20 protein-coding genes, 1 pseudogene and 1 other annotated feature are annotated in these 26,891 nt (G+C 38.6%); of the genes and pseudogenes, 4 read left to right on the top strand and 17 right to left on the bottom strand.

Annotated features, from left to right (window positions below; genetic code table 11):
• A partial coding sequence (locus EP737_RS15330) for a GerAB/ArcD/ProY family transporter (RefSeq protein WP_165350818.1) occupies window positions 1–230 on the bottom strand: 230 nt, incomplete at its 3' end.
• Between the two features lie 364 nt (window positions 231–594).
• On the opposite strand from EP737_RS15330, the gene EP737_RS26920 reads away from it, so the two are divergent.
• Window positions 595–732 (top strand): zinc ribbon domain-containing protein, encoded by a 138-nt coding sequence (locus tag EP737_RS26920; protein WP_129728850.1) that lies wholly within the window; start codon window positions 595–597, stop codon window positions 730–732.
• A 442-nt stretch (window positions 733–1,174) separates the two neighbouring features.
• Here EP737_RS26920 and EP737_RS15320 read toward each other — a convergent pair whose 3' ends face one another.
• The 7 genes and pseudogenes from EP737_RS15320 to EP737_RS15290 form a co-directional block, all read right to left on the bottom strand.
• Window positions 1,175–2,455, bottom strand: coding sequence for an MFS transporter (locus EP737_RS15320; protein ID WP_129728849.1), 1,281 nt, complete (start codon window positions 2,453–2,455; stop codon window positions 1,175–1,177).
• A gap of 439 nt (window positions 2,456–2,894) precedes the next feature.
• The gene (locus EP737_RS15315; protein WP_129728848.1) at window positions 2,895–4,343 is read right to left on the bottom strand and encodes a PTS transporter subunit EIIC; all 1,449 of its coding nucleotides are present in this window, start codon (window positions 4,341–4,343) and stop codon (window positions 2,895–2,897) included.
• Complete coding sequence (locus tag EP737_RS15310) at window positions 4,340–6,490, bottom strand: BglG family transcription antiterminator (protein ID WP_129728847.1); 2,151 nt, start codon at window positions 6,488–6,490, stop codon at window positions 4,340–4,342. The genes EP737_RS15315 and EP737_RS15310 overlap by 4 nt, the downstream gene beginning before the upstream one ends.
• 41 nt (window positions 6,491–6,531) lie before the next feature.
• Entirely contained in the window at window positions 6,532–8,037 is a 1,506-nt protein-coding gene (locus EP737_RS15305) for an extracellular solute-binding protein (RefSeq protein ID WP_246040271.1), read from the bottom strand.
• Window positions 8,038–8,205: 168 nt separating this feature from the next.
• Window positions 8,206–8,386, bottom strand: a pseudogene (locus EP737_RS15300) (DDE-type integrase/transposase/recombinase); the annotation flags it as partial.
• 109 nt (window positions 8,387–8,495) lie between these two features.
• The gene (locus tag EP737_RS15295; protein WP_129728846.1) at window positions 8,496–10,025 is read right to left on the bottom strand and encodes an FGGY-family carbohydrate kinase; all 1,530 of its coding nucleotides are present in this window, start codon (window positions 10,023–10,025) and stop codon (window positions 8,496–8,498) included.
• A 42-nt stretch (window positions 10,026–10,067) separates the two neighbouring features.
• On the bottom strand, window positions 10,068–10,844 hold the full coding sequence (locus EP737_RS15290) for an SDR family oxidoreductase (protein ID WP_129728845.1): 777 nt from the start codon (window positions 10,842–10,844) through the stop codon (window positions 10,068–10,070).
• Window positions 10,845–11,063: 219 nt separating this feature from the next.
• Here EP737_RS15290 and EP737_RS15285 point away from each other — a divergent pair, with 219 nt between their 5' ends.
• A complete protein-coding gene (locus EP737_RS15285; protein ID WP_129728844.1) occupies window positions 11,064–12,188 on the top strand; it encodes an ROK family transcriptional regulator in 1,125 nt (374 codons plus the stop codon).
• Window positions 12,189–12,515: 327 nt separating this feature from the next.
• Here EP737_RS15285 and EP737_RS15280 read toward each other — a convergent pair whose 3' ends face one another.
• The gene (locus EP737_RS15280) at window positions 12,516–14,111 is read right to left on the bottom strand and encodes a xylulokinase (RefSeq protein ID WP_129728843.1); all 1,596 of its coding nucleotides are present in this window, start codon (window positions 14,109–14,111) and stop codon (window positions 12,516–12,518) included.
• A 648-nt stretch (window positions 14,112–14,759) separates the two neighbouring features.
• On the opposite strand from EP737_RS15280, the gene EP737_RS15275 reads away from it, so the two are divergent.
• Entirely contained in the window at window positions 14,760–15,920 is a 1,161-nt protein-coding gene (locus EP737_RS15275; protein WP_129728842.1) for a GntR family transcriptional regulator, read from the top strand.
• A gap of 644 nt (window positions 15,921–16,564) precedes the next feature.
• Here the strand turns inward: EP737_RS15275 and EP737_RS15270 are convergent.
• The 6 genes from EP737_RS15270 to araD form a co-directional block, all read right to left on the bottom strand.
• Window positions 16,565–18,130: a 2-isopropylmalate synthase gene (locus EP737_RS15270; RefSeq protein ID WP_129728841.1), complete on the bottom strand. Its 1,566-nt coding sequence runs from the start codon at window positions 18,128–18,130 to the stop codon at window positions 16,565–16,567.
• Between the two features lie 54 nt (window positions 18,131–18,184).
• Window positions 18,185–18,426: a binding site (T-box leader), on the bottom strand.
• Between the two features lie 419 nt (window positions 18,427–18,845).
• The gene (locus EP737_RS15265) at window positions 18,846–19,061 is read right to left on the bottom strand and encodes a spore germination protein (protein ID WP_129728840.1); all 216 of its coding nucleotides are present in this window, start codon (window positions 19,059–19,061) and stop codon (window positions 18,846–18,848) included.
• A gap of 651 nt (window positions 19,062–19,712) precedes the next feature.
• A complete protein-coding gene (locus tag EP737_RS15260; RefSeq protein WP_129728839.1) occupies window positions 19,713–20,000 on the bottom strand; it encodes a hypothetical protein in 288 nt (95 codons plus the stop codon).
• 303 nt (window positions 20,001–20,303) lie between these two features.
• Entirely contained in the window at window positions 20,304–20,429 is a 126-nt protein-coding gene (locus EP737_RS26575) for a hypothetical protein (protein WP_281278900.1), read from the bottom strand.
• Between the two features lie 307 nt (window positions 20,430–20,736).
• Entirely contained in the window at window positions 20,737–22,221 is a 1,485-nt protein-coding gene (araA, locus tag EP737_RS15250; protein WP_129728837.1) for an L-arabinose isomerase, read from the bottom strand.
• A gap of 130 nt (window positions 22,222–22,351) precedes the next feature.
• Entirely contained in the window at window positions 22,352–23,047 is a 696-nt protein-coding gene (araD, locus tag EP737_RS15245; protein WP_129728836.1) for an L-ribulose-5-phosphate 4-epimerase, read from the bottom strand.
• Between the two features lie 524 nt (window positions 23,048–23,571).
• On the opposite strand from araD, the gene EP737_RS15240 reads away from it, so the two are divergent.
• Complete coding sequence (locus EP737_RS15240) at window positions 23,572–23,733, top strand: GntR family transcriptional regulator (protein ID WP_425455915.1); 162 nt, start codon at window positions 23,572–23,574, stop codon at window positions 23,731–23,733.
• A 165-nt stretch (window positions 23,734–23,898) separates the two neighbouring features.
• Here the strand turns inward: EP737_RS15240 and EP737_RS25665 are convergent, their stop codons facing one another.
• Both EP737_RS25665 and EP737_RS15235 read right to left on the bottom strand, forming a co-directional pair.
• Window positions 23,899–24,057, bottom strand: coding sequence for a hypothetical protein (locus tag EP737_RS25665; RefSeq protein WP_165350817.1), 159 nt, complete (start codon window positions 24,055–24,057; stop codon window positions 23,899–23,901).
• 244 nt (window positions 24,058–24,301) lie between these two features.
• Window positions 24,302–26,026: a helix-turn-helix domain-containing protein gene (locus EP737_RS15235; protein ID WP_129728835.1), complete on the bottom strand. Its 1,725-nt coding sequence runs from the start codon at window positions 26,024–26,026 to the stop codon at window positions 24,302–24,304.
• Between the last annotated feature and the right edge of the window lie 865 nt (window positions 26,027–26,891).

Below are 26,891 nucleotides of genomic sequence, written 5' to 3'. Positions count from 1 at the left end.
CTGTATTGATAAAAGGTTTTTTCCGGAAAACTTTGGCTTAATCTGACTATAATAACTCCTGCTATCATCGCGATCAGCCCGCCTACAATCACAGTTAACCAGATATCTGGTGTCTGAACCTTCTCTGCAGATGCTCTCGGCAAGGTCAGAATCCCTGTTCCAATTGTATAATTGATGACAATAACAGCAACTTGAGCCGTCGTAATCTGGTCTTTTGGGCTGGTACTCATCACAGGTCACTTCCTTATTCACAATTCAGGATTACTACTTTCAGAAGGTTCATTATTTCTAATTTTTCCACGTGTTTTCTTATAAACAGTACCATTTTACGTTTCCAAAAAGGAATAAAATTTATGCATATTGTATACGTGTCAAGTAGACATAGCATCTCATTGCCGGAAGTAGGATCTCCTCGAGAACCCGCATGAATACTGGGTTTCTCACAATCTCTGAATTTATCAAATATGCAGGATTTTATGCAATGCCTAGGCAGTGCGGGTTTTGGACTCCCTATCCCTTAACACATCCCCCTACTTTTTGTATAAAGTCCTGCTTATTTTTGGGATGTAACTTTGAAATAAAGTTTGATTAAAAATGTTGCTCAAACCCTCATTAAGGATATACAGATGTACCGAATGTGGTACAAAAACTGATAGAGATTATAATGCAGCACTTAACCTCAAGCAATACGGTACTCATGTTTTGAAGGAAATGAGCGTGTTGTCTGCATAATGTGTATCAGTTTCCAAATAGCGGTAGGAACGCCGCAAATTCAAGGCTATGGACATGAACCGTTAGGTTTGTGAGTGAAGTAGTAATAAAAGAGAAAGATGTTGTTTGTCTCTCGAAGCCCCCACTTCAAGACGTACAGCGAATAAGTGGTGGGTAGTTCACTTAAATCAATGTGGTATTAAAAGTAGTGATAAAAAAATCAAATGTAGCGATAAAAATCTTGATAAATCCCCAAAAGGTAGTGATAAAACGAAGAAAAAGTCATAAAAAATAGGCGTATCAAACAAAGTGTTGATACGCCTTAAAACTACATTGTTAAACAACATGTCGTCGTGTAGTAATATTTACATTTCTTTAATTATCTCAGTTTCAGTATTACATATTTAACCCTTGGTTTAAAGAAATTAAAAATTCATTTAAATGGATTATATAATAATAAACCTTACCCAGCTGTCCATTCTTGCTTTACCTCATAATTCGCGGCTGTGCTTTGCTTAGCTGCCTTAAGAAACTTAGTTAACACTGCACTTACAAAATACAGACTCGCAAAAATCCATATCACACCACCTGCGCCTATACTTCCAATAAACAAACCTACGAGCGCTGGTCCTACAAATGCGCTTAAACCTGCACCTAAATTCAAAATAGACATCGCTGCTCCCTTATTATCTGGCGCTAATGAAGGCATTAAAGCGGATAATGGAACATACCCAGCTAAACCTGCGCCAAATAAACTAGCAACAATGGTCATTACCCAATAGTTATGACCGACGATCTGCGGCGTGTAGTACATAGCTATTATCGAAACCCCGCATAGCACTCCGCCAAACCATGCGACTGTAGATCTCCAGCCAAGCTTATCGCCAACAATTCCAAAAATTAAATTACAAATAATATTTACAGAGAATAGAGTTCCATAGATTTGAAGCCATTCTGAAATCGTGAAGCCATATTGTCCTACATAGGATGGGAAAAACACAACAAATCCAAAAGAAGCTGTTGTATTAATGGTTCTGATAACTCCTCCTATAGCAATTCTAGGGTTTTCAAACATAATCGTAATCCCTTTTGCCAATTCCTTCAGCTTTGATGTATTCTTATCCATGACTTGCCCATCAAATTTATCCTTATTTAACACGATTGCACATAAACCGCCAAGTGATACAAAGATTAACGCACTCCATAATGTCGGTATTTCACCAATCCTCGGAATAACATAGCTTGAGTAATACGATCCTAAAACATTTAAGCCTAGTGTAAACGCAAACCAAAACCATCCTACCGCTGAACCTAATTTTTGCTCTGGGCTTCGATACGTGATCCACACGATAAAGGAATACGAGAACAATGGATACCCTACACCTCTTAGAGCATATGTTGCTAACATGACAACGTATTCATTATTAGGTAACCCCCAGCCAGCGAATCCAATGGTTCCTACTATAAAGGCAGTTAAGCCAATCGTCATGGCTTTTCTTGGACCCCAAGTTTGGACGAAGATTCCCGATAACCAAGATGAGATAGTTAATGCAATTCCATAAACAGTATAAAGAAAAGCTGATTGTTGCATCGTCAATCCATTTTTAATTAAATAAGGAGATAGCCAACCGGCCTCTAAACCGTCTCCAATCATAAATAAAGTAATTCCGATAAATCCCCAAGTTAAATTTGAAGGAATACCCAATCTGTCTAAAAAGTTCTGTTTTCTTCCTACTGCATTCATGCCCTCACCCTCCATATTCTTCTTTTCATCCCCCTGCCCACTATAGCCCTTACAATCTTTCTTACTGATAATGAGGAAGGATGATTACGTTTTCATACTTCAATTTTACTTGTATATAAAAAAATGTTCATTCCTTAGTTGCCATAACTTTGTCATATGTAGAAATTGAAAAAATTTAAGGTGTGTATCAAAGCCTTTTATATGAGGGAGTAACGTAGTCTCCGTATGAAATACCGATTAAGCCTTTCAAAGCATCAGTCTTTTCCTTTTACTAAGTTTTGTGTATTGCAATATGTTGCAAGCGGAAGAAGGGAAAGGCATGAATAGGCTTTTATAGTTTCCTACTAAGAAAAGGCGGGCCTTGGGAGCTAGATACCACTCCGAAAAGTTATACTTATCTTGTAAAAAAAGGCTAGTCCCATTCTATTTAGAATGAGAACTAGCCTTTTGTAACTGCTACTATAGGTTTTAATTTATCAATAAGCGTATCGTATGCATCTATATCCGTAAATGATTGCAAAGGATAATATATTTTGTTTGGGGCATACTTTTCCACGTCTGCGACAAGCTTTTGATGACAAATAATCAAGTCCGTATCCTGAGGAATTTCATCAACAGATGCATTATCTACTTCTATTTGTAGATTTGCTTGCTCTAGCTTTCTCCTTAACATAGCAGCGCCCATCGCGCTTGAGCCCAGGCCAACTTCACAAACAAATACAATTTTTTCAATACTGGAGGTATAGTTGACTGCTCCCGGATCACAAGCTATATAATCGGGTTCACCAGTGTTGATAGTTTGGTGTATTGCTACCTCCTCTTCATTCAGATTCTCTATCGTTCCTAATTTATTCATAAAAGTAACTTGCTCTCTATTCTCTTGCTCTGTCGGTGATTCAGTAAATGGCTTTAATATGAGCATACTGCAAAGGAATGTAACGGCTGCCGAAAGAAAAACCCCCATAAACACAAACACCATATCTTCTTTTGGAGCTAACGCTAAAAATAAAAAAATACTTCCTGGCGATGGAAGAGAGACGGTACCAACATCAAACATCTGAAATATAATAATTCCTGTCATTCCGCCTAGCATTAAACCTAAAATGAGCATGGGCCTTCTTAAAACGTAAGAAAAGTAAACCTCATGAATTCCCCCAAAAAATTGAATAAACAGCGCTAACTGAGCTCCCCTTCGTTTTTCTCCTGCACTTTTTAACCAATAGGCAAGCAAAATCCCCAGACCTGGACCAGGATTTGATTCTAATAGGAAAAATATAGACTTACCAAGTTCCTTTGTTTGTTGGATACCCAAAGGGGCTAATATACCGTAGTTTACTATATTATTAAGAAAGAATACCTTAGCGGGTTCAATGATAACAGCGGCTAACGGCAGCCAACCCGAATAAATGATTTCTTCTAAATACTTTGTGGACCATTCCACCCCCGCAGATAGTGTTTGACCAACATAAAGAAAGCAAACAACGGTAAAACTAACCCCAATCAACGATGCTAGTACATTATTGATTAATAATTCGTAACCAACTGGAATCCTTCCTTTTATAGTCTGATCACACTTACGAATAATCCAACCAATCAGGGGCCCTATCACCATAGCGGCAAAGATAACAGGAGCAGAGCTAGAAAGCGTTAATCCATAGATAACAAAGGACGCTACAACAGCACCTCGCTGCCCTCCAATCAATTTACCGCCAGTATATCCTAATAAAATAGGCAATAACGTATTATAAATAGGATCAACTAGTAATAGAATTCGCTCATTATACCACCAGCCGTATACTCCAAACACTTCGCGAATCATACCCACAGAAATAATCACAGCAATATTTTGCCATATCATGGCACTCAATAACTGACCAAGCTTCCTCATCTATTCGATAACCCCTTTAAGGTGCCTTTTGCTGTAGCGGCATATGCTTTCGATAGCACATCATCTAGCGTAGCTTTCACTTCATGAATTGACGCTCCTTTTAACATAGTCAAGAATGATTCTTCAATTAGCATGGAGCTAATTTTACTCAGCATCTTAACATGTTCTTTTGGGGCATCCTTAGGTACTACTAATAATAAAAATGTATTGATTAGCTGTTCTTTATTATCATCACGACGCCATTTTACACGTTCCCTTGTCCGAAAAACCACTGCTAATAACTCAGTTACCCCTTCTGACCGAGCGTGAATCATCGCTAAATCATCTAATACAAAGCTCCCCTGCCGTTCACGCCTTTCAATATCCTCATACAGCGTATCGTACTCACACACTACGCTATTATGTTGCATTGTATTTAATATAGTTGCTAAAATCGGTCCCTTGACTTGGATATCTTCAATCACTGCTACATTCCGCAAAATTTGTACCATTGCTTCGCCAAATCTAGCCAGTGACATCATCGAAAGCTGCTGACCCCCTTTTGCTGCTTCCTTTTGTTCCAATAACCGTTGCTTCGGAATATCTTTTAAAGAACTCTGAATTCTGGACACATCCTCTTTCCGTAAGAAGGGGCTAACAATAACAATATTTTCATTTTCTAACGGAGGGAACACAATTGTAGAAATAAATATATCAACCGAACCATGATCTTGAATCCATTCTTGAATTTGATTTACAGAGATAACCCCCTCTATTTTCAGATTCGGTATTTCAGTACGCAGCTGAGACGCAAGATACGTCGATGTACCGAGTCCGCTTGCACACACAACAACAGCCCGGTAGTCCTTTTGTAACATCTCTTTTTTACGAAGCATTGCTGCACCAATATGCATAGCCAAATAACCAATCTCGCCTTCTGGTATGGAGTATCCGGTTTTTTCTGTAAGAATCATACAAGCTTTTTCACATGCAATAAAAATTTCTGGATAGCGATCTCTAATTTTTTCAAGCATTGGATTATGGATTTGTAAACCTAGTTTTAAGCGATTAAAGGCTGGAACAAAGTGAGAAACTAGCCCCTCAAGCAGCAACTCATCCCCTTCAAATGACTCTCCAAGATAATATTCGACTGCATGAATAAAGCTGCTTGTTAATTCGAGCCATTCAAATTCCTGGGGCTCTTCAGCCTTTATCATTTGCTCTCTTAATAGCTGGGCTCCCGCAAGATGGAGAGCAATATAGTTTACCTCTATGTTTGGAATAGAGATAGCAAGTTCATTTTCAATATTGGATACGATTTTCTCAGCAAGTGAATAAATTGCTTCATCTATGCTCGGATTTGGTAGTGCCGTTGACTCTTCAATTACCCTGTCGTGTTTAATTCGTTCTACTGCAAGCATTAAATGAACAATAAGATTTACATAATTACGATCGGTTAGCTCAACACTTGATTGTTTTTCCCTTAATGCCTTATGCACAGCCTGTTCAACAACTAAAATATTCGGTGTGTGTACAAACTTAAGAAGCCTATTCCTAATTACCGAGCCCAAGATATCTTTTTCTCCAGAGGATTCATCTTGTTTAGATCGATAAAACAGTTCCAGCCATTCTTCAAATGCAATATCTTTATGAAGCAAATATGATAACATTGTTCTACGCTGTTGCTCTGTCCCTTTCACATAAACGCCAATTCCTGGCACACGCGCAAGTTCAATATTTCCTTTCTGTAACCATACAGCTACTTTATCTAAATCATTACTAATTGTTGCCTCTGTAACACCATAGTGGCTGCCGAACACAAACTGCTTCATTGGCTCCTTAGAAAGCAGTAATTCATATGCAATCCCTTCCCAACGCTCTTCAGGAGAATACGCTGATAACGCTTTTATCTGTCCGAGATGTTCTTCCAACCTTTCTCTTCCTTCTACAGAACCTTTCAGCTCAATTCCAAACCCTATTTTCCTCCCTATTTTTAAATCATAATATTTTAACACCGACTTTAATGATGTTACTTCTCTTTGGATTGTCCGTACGCTCACCTTAAATATATCAGCTAACTGTTCATATGAAATCGGCTTCTTGGCAAGCAATAGTGTACCTATTAGCTCTTTCTGTCGAGAATTAATCATGGCTAGCTCTTGATTCATTGTGTCATTCTCCTCCCCGTTGCAAGTATGAACATGGCCTGTTACTCATTCTTACCCAGTGCTTCATTGCTTTTCCTAGCAATGCTTCGTACCGTTTCTTCCGGAGTTTGCTTATTTAAGAGCATTTTCGATAGTTCAGTAAAAATCAACATATTTGCTTGCTGCCACTGCGGTATTTTTGGTCGTACGTACGTATTTTCATCTTTCCAAGCCTCAAAGGCAGCCTTCATTGGTAGTAAATTAGGTAGTTTTTTTGAATCCGGCGTCCCATCCTGCAAGTCTTTTTGGATGTCAGGAAGTGCATACACAGAATAACGGGTTGGTGTTGATCCACCAGTAGTTGATTGCAAAAGCATATATTGTGTTTGCGGTGCTGTAGCCCATATAAGAAATAACCATGCTGCCTTTTGCTCCTTCTCACTCGCATATTTATTAATTGCCAATCCTGTGCCGCCAAATGAATTGGCATAGCCCTTCTTTCCCTTTGGCAGGATAGCCCAACCCACCTTGCCGGACACATTGGATTTTGTTTTATCCTCAAATAATGCAGAAAAATCATGCCACTCGGGCGCCATTGCAAGATCCCCATTTGCAAAGGCATCTGCAAGCTGTGTCCAATCCCATGAAATACTCTCCGGTGCAGCTATTTTTATCAGCTTCCGATAAAAACGAACTGATTGCAGCACAGCATCTGATTTCCCCTGTTCAATATTTGACATCTCAACATAATCACCGCCATTAGCCGCAAGAATATTACTAAAATCATTCATTAAGGAATCCCCACGCTTTGCTTGATGCCCAATCCCATACTTTACCTCAGTAATAGTGCCATTTGCAGCCTTCTCGTTAATCCACTTGCCAATTTCATAATACTGATCCCACGACAGATTGGGACCAGGCGTCCAATCATACCCATGCTCCGCCATAAAGCTGTCTTTGTATTTTTCAAACACATCTTTTCTATACGCAAGCAGCATTGTAGACGCATCATATGGCAATGTTAACAGCTTATCTTTATTGCCCATGTAGCTGACAACGTTAAGCTGATTTTGAATAAAATCTCCTAATCCTCCTGGTACATGCGGCAATTTAGGGTCATCATTAAACTTATGTAAATCAACAAATCCCTTATCATACTGGGGAAGAATTTGGTATGGATCGGCATAAATAATCTGATATTTGGCTGCTGCCGCATTCATATCAAGCCCTGTCTTCTCAATAACTGTCCCCAAATTATCGAGTTCCATATTGATCTTAATTCCTGTTACAGCCTCAAATCTCCAAATATTCGCTGCTAAAGCTATTGAAGGCGGCGTATTTTCAGTGATCATATTAATTGTAACTCCATCAAATTGTCTCCAATCAAATCCCTCTGGTTCCTGAATTTCTGGAAGGTCCTTAACTTCTTTTTCGAAAAACAACGGAGTCGCTAGCTTTTTATTCGGTTTATCCTTCATCTTAACGTCGTTATATAAAAAGAAACTATTTATCGCTCCTCCTACAAGCAACGAGACGATTGCAATCACTATAAAGGGATAACTTTTCACCCAAAATCCTCTTCTCACAACGTTACTATTCTCCTTTTTAGAAAAATAAGAATCGCATAGACTTATTCACTATACGACTCTTAAATAGTTTTGCTTATAAGAGATTATTAATAATAATCAGCATGATTACAGTATGATGAAAGGAATGTATATGTTCTCTTCTTTTCACTCTTGAATCGCTACAGAATAGGCGGGATTTTTGTCTACTGTTTATAACACGAGGCTTACAAATATGAGAAGCAGCCAAGGTTTTCTTGAAAAGGCGCTTGACTGCTTGTTTATCTCTTGATTCACTTAGATCAAAATCAATGGTATTCCCTTCTAAACCGACTGCACGATATAAATACAAGGTTTCCTGCTAGATCGTCAGCCCCATATCCAGTTCTTTTTTCCATTTATTCATTTGCAACGCATATCTGTTTAATTTCAGATTATTTTTTTGAAGCATACGCTATAAATTATGTTGCTGAAATGTTTGTCAGCGTTTTCATATCATTCTTTAAATTTTTGTATATAGATTTATAAACACTATAATATTCATTGTATTTTTCATGATTCTCGTTATTTGGCATAATCTTTTCATCTAATACTTGCCACTCTTTCACATCTTCATAGGATAGAAGACCTGTTCCAATGCCAGCAAGCATAACATCCCCCATATTCGCTTCTACATCGTGAACTGGACAAACAACTGGATAGCCAGTAACATCTGCAAAGATTTGTCTCCACAATTTTGACTTTGTCACACCACCTGCAAGCAAGATATATTCGCCGAGATTTTCTCCGGTCGCTTCCATCGCATCTCTTAAAGAAAACGCAACCGCTTCTAAAAATGCACGGTACATATGGGCCTTTGTATGCGCCAATGAAAGCCCAACGATTGTTCCTTTTGCATCTGAATCCCAAATAGGACTTCTTTCTCCCATAAAGTAAGGAAGTACAATCAGACCTTCACTTCCAACCGGAATATTAGCTGCCTGTTCATTTAAAACATCATATGCATTTTTTCCGCCAGCTTTTTCCGCTTCGATTTCAAATTGACACATCGTTTGCCGGAACCATTTCACAATTGCTCCAGCTGTAGCTCCACCAGCAAAATAATAGGATAGTCTTTTGGCATCATATAAATATGGCCAAACAATCAAACCCTTTCCTTTCACTGGTTTATCAGAAATTAATGCTGCGCACATAGAAGTTCCGATTGCCGCTGCATAAATACCAGATTCAAATACACCAAGGCCGATATTGGCAGCACCGCAGTCAATACCACTTGCGATCACTGGCATTCCTTCAGAAAGCCCCAGCTCAGCTGCAACTTCTTTTGTCAATCCACCAACAATATCCGTTGATTCAACGATTTTTTCTGGCATCATCGACAGAGGAATTCCCATTTCCTCCATCATTTCTTTAGACCAGGTTCTGTTATTCATATCGAAAATACCGCCGATATTTCCTGCAGAAGAATAATCAATGACAATTTCTCCGGTAAGTTTATAAATGACATAATCATTTGGCGGCAAAAAAAGCTTTGTTTTTTTCCAGTTTTCCGGTTCATGATTTTTCATCCATAATATTTTTGTATAGCCGTAATAAGGGTCAGCTCCATTATGGGTAATTTCTAGAAGCCTTTCTTCTCCGATATGATCTAGGACCCACTTTGTTTCTTTCTCTGCTCTACGGTCCATCCAAATCATACACGGCCTGACAGGTTCCATGTTTTTGTCCAATGGAATTCCAGAACCCCCATACAGACCGCTAATAGCTATCCCCCGAATTTTCTCTGATGGAATTCCTGATTTCTGTACCGTATTTTTAATAGATGTTTTCGCTGCATGCAGCCATACATCCGGCCACTGCTCGGCCCATAAAGGCTTTGGGGTTAATACATCATATTCCTGTAAATCTTGAGCAATCAGATTGCCATCTGTATCCATTAAAATCGTTTTGGTACCAGATGTTCCAATATCTGTTCCAAGTAAGTAGTTCATTGATAGTCTCCTTTTATAAAAAAGTCAGATTCTTTCAATCTATTAAATACAAGTAAAAGCACCGTCTATAACAAAGTCAGATCCTGTCGTAAAGCTGCTAGTGTCCCCTGCAAGATAGACACAAATGGACTGAAGTTCTTCAGGTTTTCCCATTCTCCCAAGCGGTGCCACCTTGTTCCATTGTTCAATCAAAGGCTGTAAGCTCGGAGAATTTAAGGTAAGTTCTGTTCCGATATATCCTGGGCTGATGCAATTAACGCGTACATTTCTTGTTGCCCATTCCACTGCTAGCGATTTTGTCAGCTGGATCACACCTGCTTTAGAAGCATTGTAGGAGCACTGTGGTTGTGGCACATTCACAATATGTCCTGACATGGATGCAGTATTAATAATGGAACCGCCACCTTGTTTTAACATAACCTTTCCGGCTGCTTGTGCTGTTAGAAATACACCATTAAGATTAATATCAATCACTTTTTTCCACTGGTCATATGTCATTTCCTCAGCTGGAATATTCATACAGATTCCAGCATTACAGAAGGCAACATCTAAACGTCCAAAAACATTCAAAATTTCTTCGATCATCGCATCTACATCTTCTTGTTTTGTGACATCTGCTTTAATTGCAATCGCTTTAATTCCATTGTTTTCTTCGAGTTCTGTAGCTGTCTTTTTTGCTTCGTCGAGATCCAAGTCCACAATCGCTAAATCTGCTCCTGCTTCAGCGAAAGCGGTTGCAACACTTTTACCAATTCCCCTTGCGCCGCCAGTGACAAAAATTTTCTTTCCATCCAACCTCATTTTTTCAATAATTCCCATGTGTAATCCTCTCCCCTTTTATAAATTAATTTTGTAAAATCATTTTATAAAATATACTCACATAATAAAACTTCCTTCTTTGTTAGTCAACATTCAAAAAGCTTAAAATTGGCAAAATACATCTTGCCAAAGTTGTTATTACTTTATCTTGTGTGATATATTTAAACCGAATTAAGTGAAATAATTTTATAAAACCACTTTATATAATGAGGTATTTTCATGGATCAGGGCATTACATTTAAAGATATAAAAAAAAGTAATTACTCAGCGATTTACCATCTCATTTATCAAAATGGAAAGCTTTCAAAACAAGAAATTGCGAATCAACTTCACTTGAGTTTACCTACTGTAACCCAAAATCTAGTTCGCTTAGAGGAAAAAAAACTAATTGAGAAGAGCGGACAATTTGAATCTTCCGTTGGCAGGCGCGCAACTGCTTATGACATATGTCCTCAAGCCCGTATTAGTATTGGCGTAGAAATTCAGAAAGAGACTGTTCGAATCTTAGCAATTGATTTACTTGGTTTGGCCTTCCAGCAAACAGAATTGTCGCTTAGTTATTCCAATACAGATAGTTATTACAAAGAGTTAAGCGATGCTGTACAATCGTTCATCTCGTCCTTAGATGTGACAGAAGAGCAGGTTCTTGGGATTGGGTTTGCCGTACAAGCATTAACATCAATTGATGGACAAAAAATTACGTACGGAAAAATATTAAACTGTACAGGGTTAGAGATTGGTGTTTTTTCACAGTATCTCAAGTACCCTTGTATCTTTGTACATGATGCAAAGTGTGCAGCAACAACAGAGCTGTGGGTAAGAAATGACATTGGAGATGCTATCTATCTGTCCATTGGTAGGCACCTTGGGGGAGCCATTATCATTAATGATCAAATTGAGATGGGAAAAGAAGGACATAGCGGTACGGTAGAACATATGACGATGGATCCAAATGGTTCTCCTTGTTACTGCGGAAAGAAGGGCTGCATGGAAACCTATTGCTCAGTTAATGCGCTCTTAGAAGAAGGAGAATCATTAGATTTTTTCTTCGAACAGGTGCGTTCCGGAACGCTTCCATATGTGGAGAGATGGAATACTTTTTTAGATCATTTAGCATTTTCGATCAACAATATCCATCTTGTCATTAACAGAGAATTTATTCTAGGCGGGCATATATCCTCTTATTTAAAGAAAAAAGATATTCAAATTCTTCATGAAAAAGTTTATGAAAGAACGGCATTTCCAAGCCATGAGCCCTTTATTCATATTAGCCGTTCACCTGAAAATGGAGTTCCTATAGGTGCTGCTATCCCATTTATTCAATCATTTTTGAACGCAATTTAAGGTTCTGGTGCAAATATGACTTGTTAGAGCATAGAATTTCAATATCCTTGTCAGTTGTGAATTATGATACTACTCCAAATAAGCTATGTATGAATTCAATCTCACTCTGGACAGACTTCACCCTTTGTTGGAGTTTTCCTTTTTTCAGCATATGCAGCACCTTCACTCCACAGAGGACCTGTTCGGCTGTTCGAAACGCTTTGCTTTCTTAAAGTGTAAAAAATCTACTCACTAAAGGTTAGAGTGAGTAGATTGAGTTAGATGTATTGAAACTGTTTTTATACTCCTATTGAGTGAGTTGCTAAGTAATCCATTTCTAAATATTTATTACAGACTTTCTATTGCCGCTCTTTCGATTGCAAGCCCCTCGGTGTAACGTTTCATAAATCGTTCAAAGCCGTCTACATCCCTAGGGTCAGGGGACATAGCCATGCTAGCTTTTTCTGCAAATACTTTCTGGCTTAAATACTCCTCTAGCGTTTCATTATCCGCTTTGTTCATCATATAAGCTGCAAGCAGGGCGATACCCCATGCTCCGCCTTCTCCGGCAGTTTCCATAACGGAAACAGGAACATTAAGAGCAGCAGCCATGATGCTCTGTCCAACATCTTTAGTCTTAAACAAACCTCCGTGGCCTAGAATTTCATCCAGTTTCACTTCTTCTTGTTTGAGAAGAATATCCATACCAATTTTCAGCGCGCCCAATGCTGTAAATAAATGGACACGCACGAAATTAGCCAGGTTGAAATTGCTATCTGATGAACGGACAAATAATGGACGACCTTCTTCAAAGTGGGTAATGTGCTCACCGGAAAGATAGCCGTAAGCCAATAGGCCGCCGCAATCCGAATCTCCTTGAAGAGCCAAATTATATAAAGTTCCATACAACTTATTCATGTCAGCATCTATACCCATTGCTTTTGAAAATTCATCAAACAATCCGACCCATGCATTCAGGTCTGAGGAGCAGTTGTTGGAATGAGCCATAGCTACCAGATTACCAGCAGGTGTGGTAACAAGGTCAATCTCGGAATATACTTTGGACAGTTCCTTTTCCAATACAACCATTGCAAATACTGAAGTTCCGGCAGAAACATTACCAGTACGCTTCGCTACGCTGTTTGTTGCAACCATACCCGTTCCTGCATCACCCTCCGGCGGACAAAGTGGAATACCAGCCTTCAGCTCTCCGGTAACATCCAGAAGCTTCGCTCCTTCTTCTGTAAGTACACCAGCATTTTCGCCCGCTACCAAAACCTTAGGCAAAATATCTTCAAGCTTCCACGGTAGATTACTAGATGTAATCAATTCATTGAATTGATTGATCATTGTTTGATTATAGTTCTTCGTATTCAAATCAATTGGAAATACACCGGACGCTTCCCCGACTCCCAGAACCTGCTGTCCTGTCAGTTTCCAATGGATATAACCAGCTAGAGTTGTCTGGAAGCTAATATCAGCAATATGTTCCTCCTGATTCAAGATCGCTTGATACAGATGAGCAATGCTCCATCTTTGAGGAATTTGGTAGTTAAATAGTTCTGTTAGCACTTTCGAAGATTGTTCAGTAATATTGTTACGCCAAGTGCGAAAAGGCATCAGAAGCTCTCCATCTTTGTCAAAAGTCATATAGCCATGCATCATCCCACTAAAACCGATTGCTCCTACTGTTTGTAAGGTGATTCCATATTGCTGTTTTACATCGTTGGTCATCCTTTGATAGCTGTCTTGTATGCCCTTCCAAATATCCTCGATGCTGTATGTCCAGATGTTGTTCACATAGCTATTTTCCCAGTCATGGCTACCAGATGCGATCGGTGCATGATCTTCTCCAATGAGAACTGCTTTAATTCGGGTTGAACCAAGTTCAATACCAAGTATTGTTTTGCCGCTTTGAATAGCATTTTTTATATTAAGACTCATGTAATTTTCCTCCAATCATCATATTTGTTTATGCGTAACGATTCAGCTCGCTGATAGTTATCAAGGGGATCCCCTGCTACCCCACTTCCAGTACCTGTGATTATCATTAGATAATGAATCATATAAACTCCCTTATCCTAAGAAAGAGTTCCCTCTCAAAAACTTACATTCTTTCTATCCCTACCAGTAACGCTTTTCCAGACTGTGTTCAAGGCTCGACACCAATTGAAGATTTTTCCTTATTCACCGTCCTATCATTAGAGTTAAACGCGGATACAACTACCAATCATACGAATGATATGCATAATTTATCAAAAAGCTAGTTCATTCCAGAATACCCATACGTACAAATAGAAGGTTATGACAGAAATAACCGCCATTATTTATAATTATAACTTGCATTTATTTATGGAGCTGAGCTTAACTTGTACGTATAACATTAATTAGATTTTACCATCTTTCTTGTTTTTTTCAATAAAAATTTCTTGAAGATTCTGACGCATGCCCAATCAAGTTAACGTAGGGAAGTAGCATCTGAATACATCCTATTTACACCACTCTATACTCTTTGTTACTATAGTATATAATAAAGTTTTAGTTGTACGCATAAATAATTCAGTTCACATACAAGTTGAAAGTGGTGGTCGCATGGGGCAACAAACAAAATACAATATGGTAAAGGAAACAATAAAGGAATGGATCACAAGCGGTGAAGTCAAGCCTGGAGAAAAGATTTATTCTGAAAATGAACTTGTAAAAATGTTCAATGTCAGCAGACACACGATTCGTCAAGCTGTGGGTGACCTGGTGCACCAAGGATGGTTGTACAGAGAACAAGGCGCTGGCACATTTTGTTCAAACAAAATCCAGCAAAATGGCCAACCACACATACAAGAAAATGAACAGCAACAACCTACGAATGGGAACGGAAAAAATATCGGTGTCATCACCACATATATTTCGGACTATATTTTCCCTTCAATCATTAAGGGTATCGAATCCTATTTGACGAGCCACGGCTATTCCTTAAGCTTTGCTTGTACAGATAATGATATCGAAAAAGAAAAGCAGTGTTTACAAACCATGCTAAGCAGAAACATTGACGGGTTAATTGTTGAGCCTACGAAAAGCAGCAGTTACAATCCTAATATGAACTATTATTTAGAGCTGGAGCAAAATCACATTCCTTATTTAATGATCAATCAAGTGTATCCTCAGCTCAATCCGCCGCATATTATCGTAAATGACGAAAATGGTGGCTTTATTGCAACAGAGCATTTAATCAAGCTCGGCCATGAAAGAATTATTGGTCTTTTTAAGGCTGACGACCTGCAGGGGAGCAATCGTATGCAAGGTTTTATACGCGCTTTTAGAGAGAATAACATATCGTTATTTCCTGAAATGATTATTACCTATGCAACGGGGAAACACGAACTAGAGCGTATGCTGGAAAAATTAAAGGAGCTTTTCGTATCCCCTAAAACAACCCCTACTGGAATTGTTTGTTATAACGATCAGGTTGCTTTAGCTGTGCTCCATTTACTTCGGGATTTAGATTTGAAAGTTCCCGATGATATTTCTATTGTCGGATACGATGACTCTTATCTAGCTGAGGCTTCTGAGGTAAAGCTTACTTCCGTTGCCCATCCCAAAACACAAATGGGAATCGAAGCTGCGAAATGGATTGTTGCCGCTGTAGAGAAAGAAAGTTCAGAAGCCATTCCCCAACAATCCATTGTATACGAGCCTGAGCTTATCATAAGAAATTCAACAAGTGTTCCAAATAAGGAATTGCTTGAAAATAAATAAAGCCTGAGAATGGAATACAATTTCTCACTACGTCGAATTGGCTTCCTGCTAGAAATTTATACTTTCCTACAGTGCAAGAAAAGCGGACAAGGCCCGCCTTTTATGACAGCGTAGGGGTGGGGGTGAAAGATGCTTTTTGCGGAGGTTCAGCCCTACGCTGCCATTTTGGACCTTGGGAACTAGACATCGCCCCGAAAAGTTATACTTTCTGTGTAAAAAACAGAAAATCTACTGCTTTCTGGTGCAAATACAATGAAAGTTTGAAAACATAAGCAGACTTATTGCAATTATTTGAGGTTTTCGCACCAGAACCCTATTTTTCGCATAAAATCCTTGTTTTGCGGTAATTTCAAATCCTTAACTTGATGGGTATGGGTAAGTACCATATGCCCACTAAGTTAAGCAAATAATTGTCTCCAGAACTTCATTCTTGTAAACAGCTCAGTCTCCTCATTTTCGAAGGGTTTTTGTTTTTCTGTCTTCGATTGATAACGTAAGAGCTCTTTTTGCATAATTCAGTCGCTGCCCTTACTTCAAACGTCACCTTCCTATCTTTCAAAAACTTTGTTATTTAGCCCAATATAGAAGGCAAAGGAAAGAGAGTGCCTAGTTTTTCACGGTACCTTCATTTCCTTCCCATTTCGCTATACTGAAGGTGCATAATTGACTATAATACTATTTACAGCATTGAGATAGGCAAGCGCACTCGCTTTAATCACATCTGTGTCCGTTGCCTTGGCAATGTATTTTTCCCCTTGAAACTCTACTTGTAATTTCACTTTCCCCAATGCTTCCTTCCCTCTTGAAACACTGCTGATTTTATACTCCAACAACTTGACATCCAGTTCGATAATTTCAGCAATGCAGGAATATAACGCGTCGATTGGACCGGATCCTACTGCACTGCTTTTAAATATCTGATTTCCCTTTTTTATTTCCACACTTGCGGAAGGGAAGCTTGTGTTGCTCACGACTTGAAGGTCAACTAATTCATAGAAACGTCCGCTATAATGGCCAATGTCTTCATGATGAATCGCATGCCGCGTATAGTAATTCTCCACTATGGCGTATAAATCATGATTGTATACCTCCTTCTTTGTATCTGCCAACGTAAGAAAATCAACAAACAGATCCTCAAATTGTCTATCCGTAAGCTGCGTAAATCCTAGTTTCTCAATGGCATTCTTGACCGCATGACGTCCGGAACGAGCTGTTAACACAAGCTCCATATCGTCTAAGCCAACTTCTGTGGGACTGATAATTTCATAAGCCTCCCTTGATTTCAACAAACCGTCCTGATGTATCCCTGAGGAGTGAGCAAATGCGTTATCCCCTGTAATAGCTTTATTTACCTGTACATCAAGGCCCATCAAATTACTGACTAACTTTGATGTATTCATAATTTCCCTGGTGCGAATATTTGTATGGGCGTTATAGAAGGAGGAGCGCGTATGAAGGGCCATGATAACTTCTTCCAACGCTGCATTTCCTGCACGTTCCCCAATTCCATTAATTGTACATTCGACCTTATCAGCCCCATTTTTGATAGCTGCCAAGGTGTTGGCCGTTGCCATACCGAGGTCATTATGACAATGAACACTTAAAATGACTGTATCATTCAGATTTTTCAAACGATCGTTCAATTTGTAAATTAAGTGGCCGAACTCTTCAGGATCAGCATATCCCACTGTGTCAGGAACGTTGATCATGGTAGCTCCTGCTCTTACAACCGCTTCGATGGTTGCCCACAAATATTCGAAATCTGAACGGGATGCATCCTCTGTTGAATATTGAACATCAGGCAGTAATGTTTTCGCATACTTTACTGCCTCTACCCCTAGATTTAAAATTTGGTTCTTGGACTTCCCAAACTTCTTCTCTACGTGAATATTGGAAGTTCCCAGTACGATATGAATGAGGGGCTTCTCGGCATATTTGATACTATTGTAAACAGCATCAATATCTGCTTCAACTGCCCGAGCAAGCGCTGTAATCATGACAGCATCTGTATTTCCGACACACTTGGCAATTTCCTGTACAGCATAAAAATCGCCCTCTGAAGATGCGGGAAAACCCGCTTCAATAATATCCACTCCCAGTTTTTTTAATTGATACGCAATCTCCATTTTCTCGTACAAATTAAGCTTCGCTCCAGGAACTTGTTCTCCATCACGTAGAGTCGTATCAAATACCAAGATTTTTCTCGACATGCCAGTGTCACTCCTTTTTCATGATTAGATATAAAAAAGCCCCGTCTCTATAAATATAGAGACGAGGCTTTGCTCGCGGTACCACTCTAATTGATCCATTACACATAATGAACCCACTCTTTTCGGTGGCCATCACCACCTATCTTTATAACGGTAGAATACCGACATCCCCTACTATTTCGTTCAGGGAGTAGCTCTTGGACGAGTTCAAAGGAACATAACTGCCGATTCTCACCAACCATCGGCTCTCTGATAAGCTTATGAATCCTTTTACTATTTCCAATCATTGCCTGCTTATTATTGATTTAACCAATATCTTACTTTTGTCGCATGTAAGAGTCAAGTATTTTTTAAAGAAAACTCGCCGATTGGCGGGCCCTGTCCCCCGGGCGAAGGCAAAGGCGTAGTTGCACTTATACTTTATTCCTAAAATTTCTCACTATGTCAAATTGGCTTCCCGCTAGAAATTTATACTTTCTTAAAGTACAAAAAATTCATTACATTTTTATCGTTCTATTTATTTGAGAATGGAGCCTGATAAATACCTTTCAAATTAACTTGAATTTTACAAAGTTAAAAATCTTTCAGTATTAAAAATCCCAATATCTCAGTAAGGTAAATGAGATATTGGGATTTAAGTATTCAACAATTGTGCCATCAGTAAACAAGTCAAAACGATTACTGTGGACAGACGTCACATATAGTTAAAAAATACTCAGAGAGTAAATGTTTTGTCTTGATCAGATTTATCAGTATCTGCTACATTCGTTTTACTAATGCCATTAAACGTATTTATCGAATATCCAACATTTGATGATCCAGATCCATGATAGGTCTTTCCATTTAGTATCGGCGTTACTTCATAAATATCTCCTAAGTTAAAAGAACCACTATTTCTGTTTATTACAACTCCTCGAATAGTTGCAGGCATTGTTTCCCCTACTTTCTTAGTATTCTTTGTTCTACAAACAAAAGTTAAAGCCCCTTTATATACTGAAGGTTACTATCTTAATGTATAAAATTAGTGGAATTTTGGTGCTTATTTTTTTATCAATATGCTTTAGATCCCCTATTTCTTTACTTGCATACTGCATTGTTATCAGGTTGACATCATCGTACATTACCAGAAGTGGGATCTCCTAGGTTATCCACGCTAATACTGGGCTTCTCTCATTTTCAGACATTATGCAATATGCAGGGTTTTGTGATCGGCTTTGGCTCCCCATCCGTTGACAAGTCTCCCTACTTATGGACAGGACTTTTTGTTTTCGGAAGGAAAAATCTCGCTGTTTCTAAGTAAACAACAAAAAATAGCCCCGATTGAGACTGCTAGTTGACATAATGAACGTTAGCGGGGATTATCAATGATTCAAACAGATCTTTAAAGAAAACTCGCCGATTGGTGAGCCCTGCCCCCAGGCGAAAACAGAGGCGTAGCCCCACTTATACTGTATTCCTAACATTTCTCACTACGTCGAATTGCCTTCCAGCTAGAAATTTATACTCTCCTAAAGTGCAAAAGAATTCCCCTTCTTCAAGCCTGTGAAGGACGAAGCCCAAGGGTAAGGAAGGTTCATTCACTTCAATTTTCTAACCCTAGCCTTTTTAACTTTACAGAAGGAGCAAGAAACTCTATATATAACGTTATTGTGCTTCCTGTTGGTTCTCCTAGATCCACTTTCACTTTAGCTCCTTTTTCATGAGGTCCAATATCATATTCCTGTACATGCATATTTAATAATTTTATTTCTTTGTCTTCATAACGAAATCTAATCCAAAGTTTATCATTTAAATTTTCAGTTTTTGATAAATCAAAATATATAAATCTTGCATTGTGTTTAAAGGTGTATAACTTTATAAGGTTTGCCATTTTCAATATCTCTCCACTTTTTTATAACATATGCTCTTTATATTGAGAGATTCATCATATTCAGAACATTTTACTACTTCTGCAGATCTACATAGCACAGTATGGTATCCTTTACTACTACTTATACTTAGTTTCATATTGGTTCCCCTTTTCGTAAGTGGTGTCTTTTTAACATTCATCATGGACAGGGGGATACCTCTTGCATATCAGTAACTTTGTAGAAAAACCCTTTTTTCACATTCTTCACAGGTTTTTATGTTCAAAATATCACTCCTTATTCAATCCAAATTCCGACACTTTCCCTTACTTAATGGCTTCAAGCCCTTGTTTCAAATAATCCATTTCCGAGGTTATATCGTCTATCTGTCGATTTAACTGACTTACTTTATCAAGCGTATGCTGTGCATCCAATAAATTAATTTCTAACATCAAACGGCTTATTACTATTGTTTTAAATAAAAAAGACTGTAAACAAACCAGATTTTCTCGAGTTTGTTTACAGTCTGAGCTCTTCAATTGAATTGGAGAGCTTTTTTGCATGATCAGCTAAATATTTAAAAAGGGAAACAAGCAATTCAATCCCTTGGAAAATAGGTCCGATCATAACACCCATTCTGCATTTTCTGATAGATATACAACTTCACACCTACTATTTTCAACAGGCCTGTTCTGCATTCAGTGTATCTAACATATCGATGAACGGTATATAGTTGAAAACAGTTAGATCACTGCAACATTAACGGAAAATCACTTCGTTCCAGCGCAATTCATTTTTAAATACATGTACGTTCGTATCCTTATTGATTAAGACAGCTTCTATTTCCATTAATTCAGCAAAATCTCTTAACTGTTCTGTTGTTACAACATAGGAGAAGACTGTATGGTGCGCTCCGCCGGCATAGATCCAATTTTCTGCTGACTCACTTAAAGATGGTTGCGGTTTCCATAATACTCTGGCAACTGGTAATTTCGGCATTGCTTTTTCAGGCTGCACGGCATCTACTTCATTAATTAACAGTCGGAAACGGTTTCCAAGATCAATGATGGAAGCATTTAGAGCGGATCCGCTTGCCCCATCAAACACAAGCCGCGCCGGATCCTCCTTACCGCCAATTCCAAGTGGATGAACCTCAATTCTTGGCTTAGTTGCCGCAATAGTCGGACACACTTCAAGCATGTGAGCACCAAGGACAAGTTCGTTGCCTGGCTCAAAATGGTACGTATAATCCTCCATGAAAGAGGTTCCTACCCCGCCAGCGATGATCTTCATTAGGCGTGTCAATGCTGCTGTTTTCCAATCCCCTTCTCCGGCAAAACCATAGCCCTCCGCCATCAGGCGCTGAACTGCAAGACCTGGAAGCTGACGAATTCCATGCAAATCTTCAAATGTTGTTGTAAACGCGGTATAGTTGCCTTCTTTCAGGAACGCCTTTAATCCTAATTCAATCCTTGCCTGCTCACGAATCGATTCTTGAACAGTTCCTTCCCCAAGACCATCAGGGACGATCTCATACAGTTCTTTATACTCTTCGAAGAGTTGGTCGACTTCTTGTTCCGAAATGTCATTCATTCTTTGAACTAGGTCGCCTACACCATATCCGTTAACGGTCCAGCCAAATTTGATTTGTGCTTCAATTTTATCGCCTTCTGTCACAGCTACTTGACGCATGTTATCGCCAAATCTTGCAACCTTTAAATGCTTGCTTTCTGCAACAGCGACCGCAGTTCTCATCCAGCTACCAATACGCTCTCTAACTTCTGTATTCTCCCAATGTCCCACAACTACTTTACGTTTAATATTCATTCTTGTACCGATGAAACCATGTTCGCGGTCACCATGTGCAGCTTGATTTGTGTTCATAAAATCCATATCGATCGAATCCCAAGGAATATCACGGTTAAACTGAGTGTGTAAATGAAGCATCGGCTTTTGAAGTGCTCCAAGACCCGCAATCCACATTTTGGACGGTGAGAACGTGTGCATCCAAGTGACGATTCCAGCACAATTTTCATCTGTGTTAGCTTCTAGAACAAGGCGGCGAATAGAGTCAGCCTCTTTTACTACAGACTTAAATACTAACTTGAACGGGATTGAAGTATCCTGATCTAACCCTTGAACGACTTGTTTTGAATTAGCCTCAACTTCTCTTAATGTTTCTTCCCCATAAAGCAATTGGCTGCCAGTCACAAACCAAAATTCATAAGGTTTTATTGTTAACATTGTATAATCCTCCTATATGTATAATAGACTTTATTATTCTAGCAAAGATTTTCCTAATCTATTAAACTCATACGGATAAGTAACTCTCTCAAGCTCCTCGGACTTTCTTGCTCGGTCACTTCAACAGACACTATTTTTGCCCATAATAAGCATGAACACCATGTTTGCGCAAATAGTGTTTATCTAATAAAAACTGATCGATTTCTTGCACTTGCAGATTTAGCTGATATGTTTGCAGTGCCATTTTTGCAACTTCTTCAAGTACAACCGCATTATGAACAGCCTGATGAGCATTTTTCCCCCAGCAGAAAGGTGCGTGGCCTGTAACAAGTACACCCGGCATGGCAGTCGGATTGATTGCTCGATTTTGAAAGGTTTCAATGATCACATTCCCTGTTTCAAGTTCGTATGCCCTTTCAATTTCTTCTTTTGTTAACGAACGTGTGCAAGGAATTTCTCCGTAATAGTAGTCAGCATGTGTTGTTCCTAACGGAGGAATCGGGCGCCCGGCTTGCGCCCAGCTTGTTGCCCATGGCGAATGAGTGTGAACTACTCCTCCAATTTGAGAAAATGCCTTATACAGAGCTAGATGAGTTGGCGTATCGGAGGAAGGCCGCAAATCCCCCTCAACGATTCTCCCCTCTAGATCAACAACTACAAGGTCTTCTGCCTTAAGCTCTTCATAAGGGATTCCGCTCGGCTTAATGGCCACAAGACCCTGCTCACGATCAATGCCACTGACATTCCCCCACGTAAAGGTAACCAATTGATGCTTTGGAAGCAGCAAATTTGCTTCCAGTACTTCCTGCTTCAGCTTCTCTAGCATACCGTTTCCTCCCTCTCCCTTTGTTACAACAAATGTGCTGTAGCGCTTTCATTACATCGTTATCAAATTTAAATGCGGATATAACTACAAATCATACGAATGATATGCACAACTTCTTAAAACATTAATGATTCAGATTATTTTATACGTACAAATACAGGATTTTGACAGGAATAACCCTCATTATTCATACTTATAACTTTATATGTACCCATGAGATACAGTCTAACTTGTACGTATAACATTAATTAGATTCTACCATCTTTCTTGTTTTTTTCAATATAAATTTTAAGAATCTCATTATTTTTTGCACGCTTTCCTGGCTGATTTGTCCATAATCCCGCGAACAGGTTCTTATAAAGACCTTATGTCTTGGTAAAATAAAGAAAAAATATAAGGGTACTCATTCAAATATTCCTATTACAATCTCCGGATACATCCTATTTACATCATTACTATAGAATAATCTTTTAGTTGTACGCATAAATAATTCAATTTACATACAAGTTGAAAGTGGTGGTCGTATGGAGCAACAAACGAAGTACAATATGATGAAGGAAACAAGAAAAGAATGGATCACGAGCGATGAAGTGAAGCCTGAAGAAAAGATTTATTCTGAAAATGAACTTGTAAAAATGGCCAATGTCAACAGACACACTATTCGTCAAGCTGCAGGTGACCGGTGACCTGGTACACCAAGGATGGCCGTACAGAGAACAAGGCGCCGCACAAGGTTGTTATTCGGTTGCTACGGCAAATAAAAAAAAGAGAGGGGATTCCCCCCTCTCGATTACACATAACGTATGTTATGCGTAATGATAAGCCCTTAAGAAAAGAAGCAAATCTGCTCCTTATTCTTTGACTATTCCGAATGACTTAGCCAGTCCAACATTTTCTGTTTGAAGATAAAACTCGTCCGTCGTTCCTTTAACAGTTGCCCGTAAGAACTCCGCAATAAATTTTAACTCCGTTTCCGTTAGTTCTCTTCCATTCCAATGTAATTTTCCCATATTGATTTGCCACTCCTTTATGAACCATATTTTTTGGTTTCTTATAAAGTTGCACTTATGGTGAAATTTTTTACGAACGAACAAGAAATATACGTCTTTTTTATTAAATCGCTAACCCTAGAGACTAAAAATACGTCAAAAAATAAAAAAGAAAGCGTATACTTAAATAATACCATATAGTTCCAGTAGATAACAACCGAACATACATTAAAATTTCTGTACCAAGGAAAAATATTAGATCTCCTTACAGGATATCAACCAATTCACGATGCTTGATCCATTTCTTTATCTTTTCAACGTTATCACCATTGATACGCTTTGTTTTATTACTTAGAAAACGAGAAAGCGTGGAATACGAAATACCTACCTCCTCCGCAAGTGTACGCAAAGGAATTTTTAATTGTTCTTTGTACTGATTAATAGTGTCACGAATATTTTCAAATTCTTCCTGACCATCATTTGCACCATTTTGAATCTCGATGACAGGCGATTCTTGCTTTTGATTCACTGAGCTCACAAACTGGTCCAGCGATGATTCTGCAAATATCTCTAATTGTTGTTCATTAGACTCTTGTCTCCATTGCAACGATTTCTGCAGGTGTAACATCTCCTGCGGCGGCACAATAACAATTTGTTGATTTACCCAATAGCTCTTGAACCAATCCCTTTGATTCATTGCTTGTTCATTTAGTGCCTGATGATAACTCCAAGAAGCGATGACATGATCAGCCTGTAGGTTGTCTAGTACATTTTCAAATACTTCTTTTAACCTAGCTGGTTTATGGTTCTTACTATCTATTCCCATAACTGACAATAGCCCTTTCTCCCCACCTATCGAGAAGGGACGGTACATCGTTGTACGGCTCAGTTGACGAATACGCCATTGCCAGCTTAAATACCGGGTAAGTCTCTTATGATACTTATGACGATCCTTAGAATATTGCAAAGCTTTAATAGGCATCAGGGCCGTAGTGCTTTTTTCTCCTATGAGATAGTTAGATAAGAACTCAGAAGGACGTATTGTGCAGCTCTCTATTCCTATTACCTCGTCCGTATTAATATCCTTTGCTAACACAATGTCCTCTAATACGAACAATCGTTTAATATGCTGCCTTTTATACTTATAAAAATCATTCTTTTGTTCCTCATTGCTGAGTACAACGATTTCATTATCTTCATTAACGTAAATAAATATGCTTGCTAGAGCCGCTAATCTTTTCATGACCTCTAAACGGTCCTTAATCCGAAAGCTTTTTGCACCATCTTTCCTTCTATGATAACCGCAAACTTCCAGTACTTGTTCATAAGAAAACTGAATCATTTCCGTCGAAGAGTTTGTTTGCTCAGTCCAGGCCATTGTAATTACATCTAAGCAATCTGCTGTTAAGTCGTCCATCGCGCTTAAAACGTTAGTAATGGTTCTTTCCCAAAGCATGGAATCCTCGATACTCTTTAGCTTTAAATCTTCATCCTTATGATTAGACAGTTGAACAACATGCTTCTTTTTATCGGGTAGCTGATACATTTTCCTTCCCGTATCTTTGCTAAAGGTAAATTTATTTTTTGATATTCCATCACGTAAGTAATACAACACATCCGTGTTATTCATTTCTAAATAACTTGAAGCTTCCTGATATAAGTCCTGACCCTCATGAGAAGCTGCTCCCCTCACTATGTCTAGACTATCCTCAAATTCCTGTTGAATAAGCGGTCCTAAATACGAATAAATCTCTTGCACATATGATTCTATATTAAAAAGAATGTCATAGAGTTCGATACCCTCTTTTTCCTTCTTTCTTAACCATTTAATAAGTGCCAAAAAAGAAAAAGACATAAAAGGTGAATCGTATAAGTTAATCATATCTTTTTCAATATCGTTATAAAATGATTGCCATTTTGACAACACCGACTCTTCTTTTCCAAAGAGCTGCCGTGCAATTAATAGTGCCGTTTTAAAGGTATGATCCATCTTACGCTTCCCCCTCTCAGAACAACTTGCCTCTGTTTAGCATACAACATATCCTCTGACATGTGTTATCCTTTGTTGCACTTTTTATAGAAAGTGCAACATTCTGGCACTTATCTTCACCAACTGTATAGCTAGTAATGGATACATGATTTACTTTTACTAGATTGATTTATTAGTACATGGCTGTTCATTTTTGGAAAGTGTAACAACCTGGCACTTATCTTCACTAACTGTATAGCTAGTAACGAACACATGATTTACTTTTACTAGATTGATTTATTAATATGCAGCTTTTCGTTTTCGGAAAGTGTAACAACCTGACACTTACTTTGACCAATGTTCTTCATTTCATCTCTATTTGGATTATATACATATCGTAACATCTCATTTTCATTCAAGACCCATACTTACTAGTTGCAATTTTATCCTCCAAGTTGCAACATCCTGGCATTCATTTTGACCAATTCGCTTCTTCACAAACAATGATTTCTTTTTACTACTGAATTATAACCCTTCTATAGTTAAAAATATGTTCATTCTCTGGCACAAACCTCTACCAAAAAGTGCAACATCCTGGCACCTATTTTGACCAATCTTTAACTTTGCAACCCAATCAAACCCTTGGTACATCTGGACTTATTTATTTTTTCAACTTGCTTTCTTTTCGCTAAAAAGTGCAACATCCTGGCACCTACTTTAACCAACTTCTAAACCTGTAATCCCCTTCAACCCTTGATACATCTAGCTTTATCGCATTTTTAGTAAGTTCTTTTCCTCCGCTATCTGCAACGAAACATGCTGGCACCTATTTTGACGTGAAATTTCGATTTTTCATAAAAAAGTGCAACATCCTGGCACCTACTTT

Source organism: Ectobacillus funiculus (assembly GCF_004138295.1).
GTDB classification, from domain to species: domain Bacteria; phylum Bacillota; class Bacilli; order Bacillales; family Bacillaceae_G; genus Ectobacillus; species Ectobacillus funiculus.
Note: the sequence above shows the minus strand (reverse complement) of the source record. Positions and strands in the feature narration are given on the sequence as shown.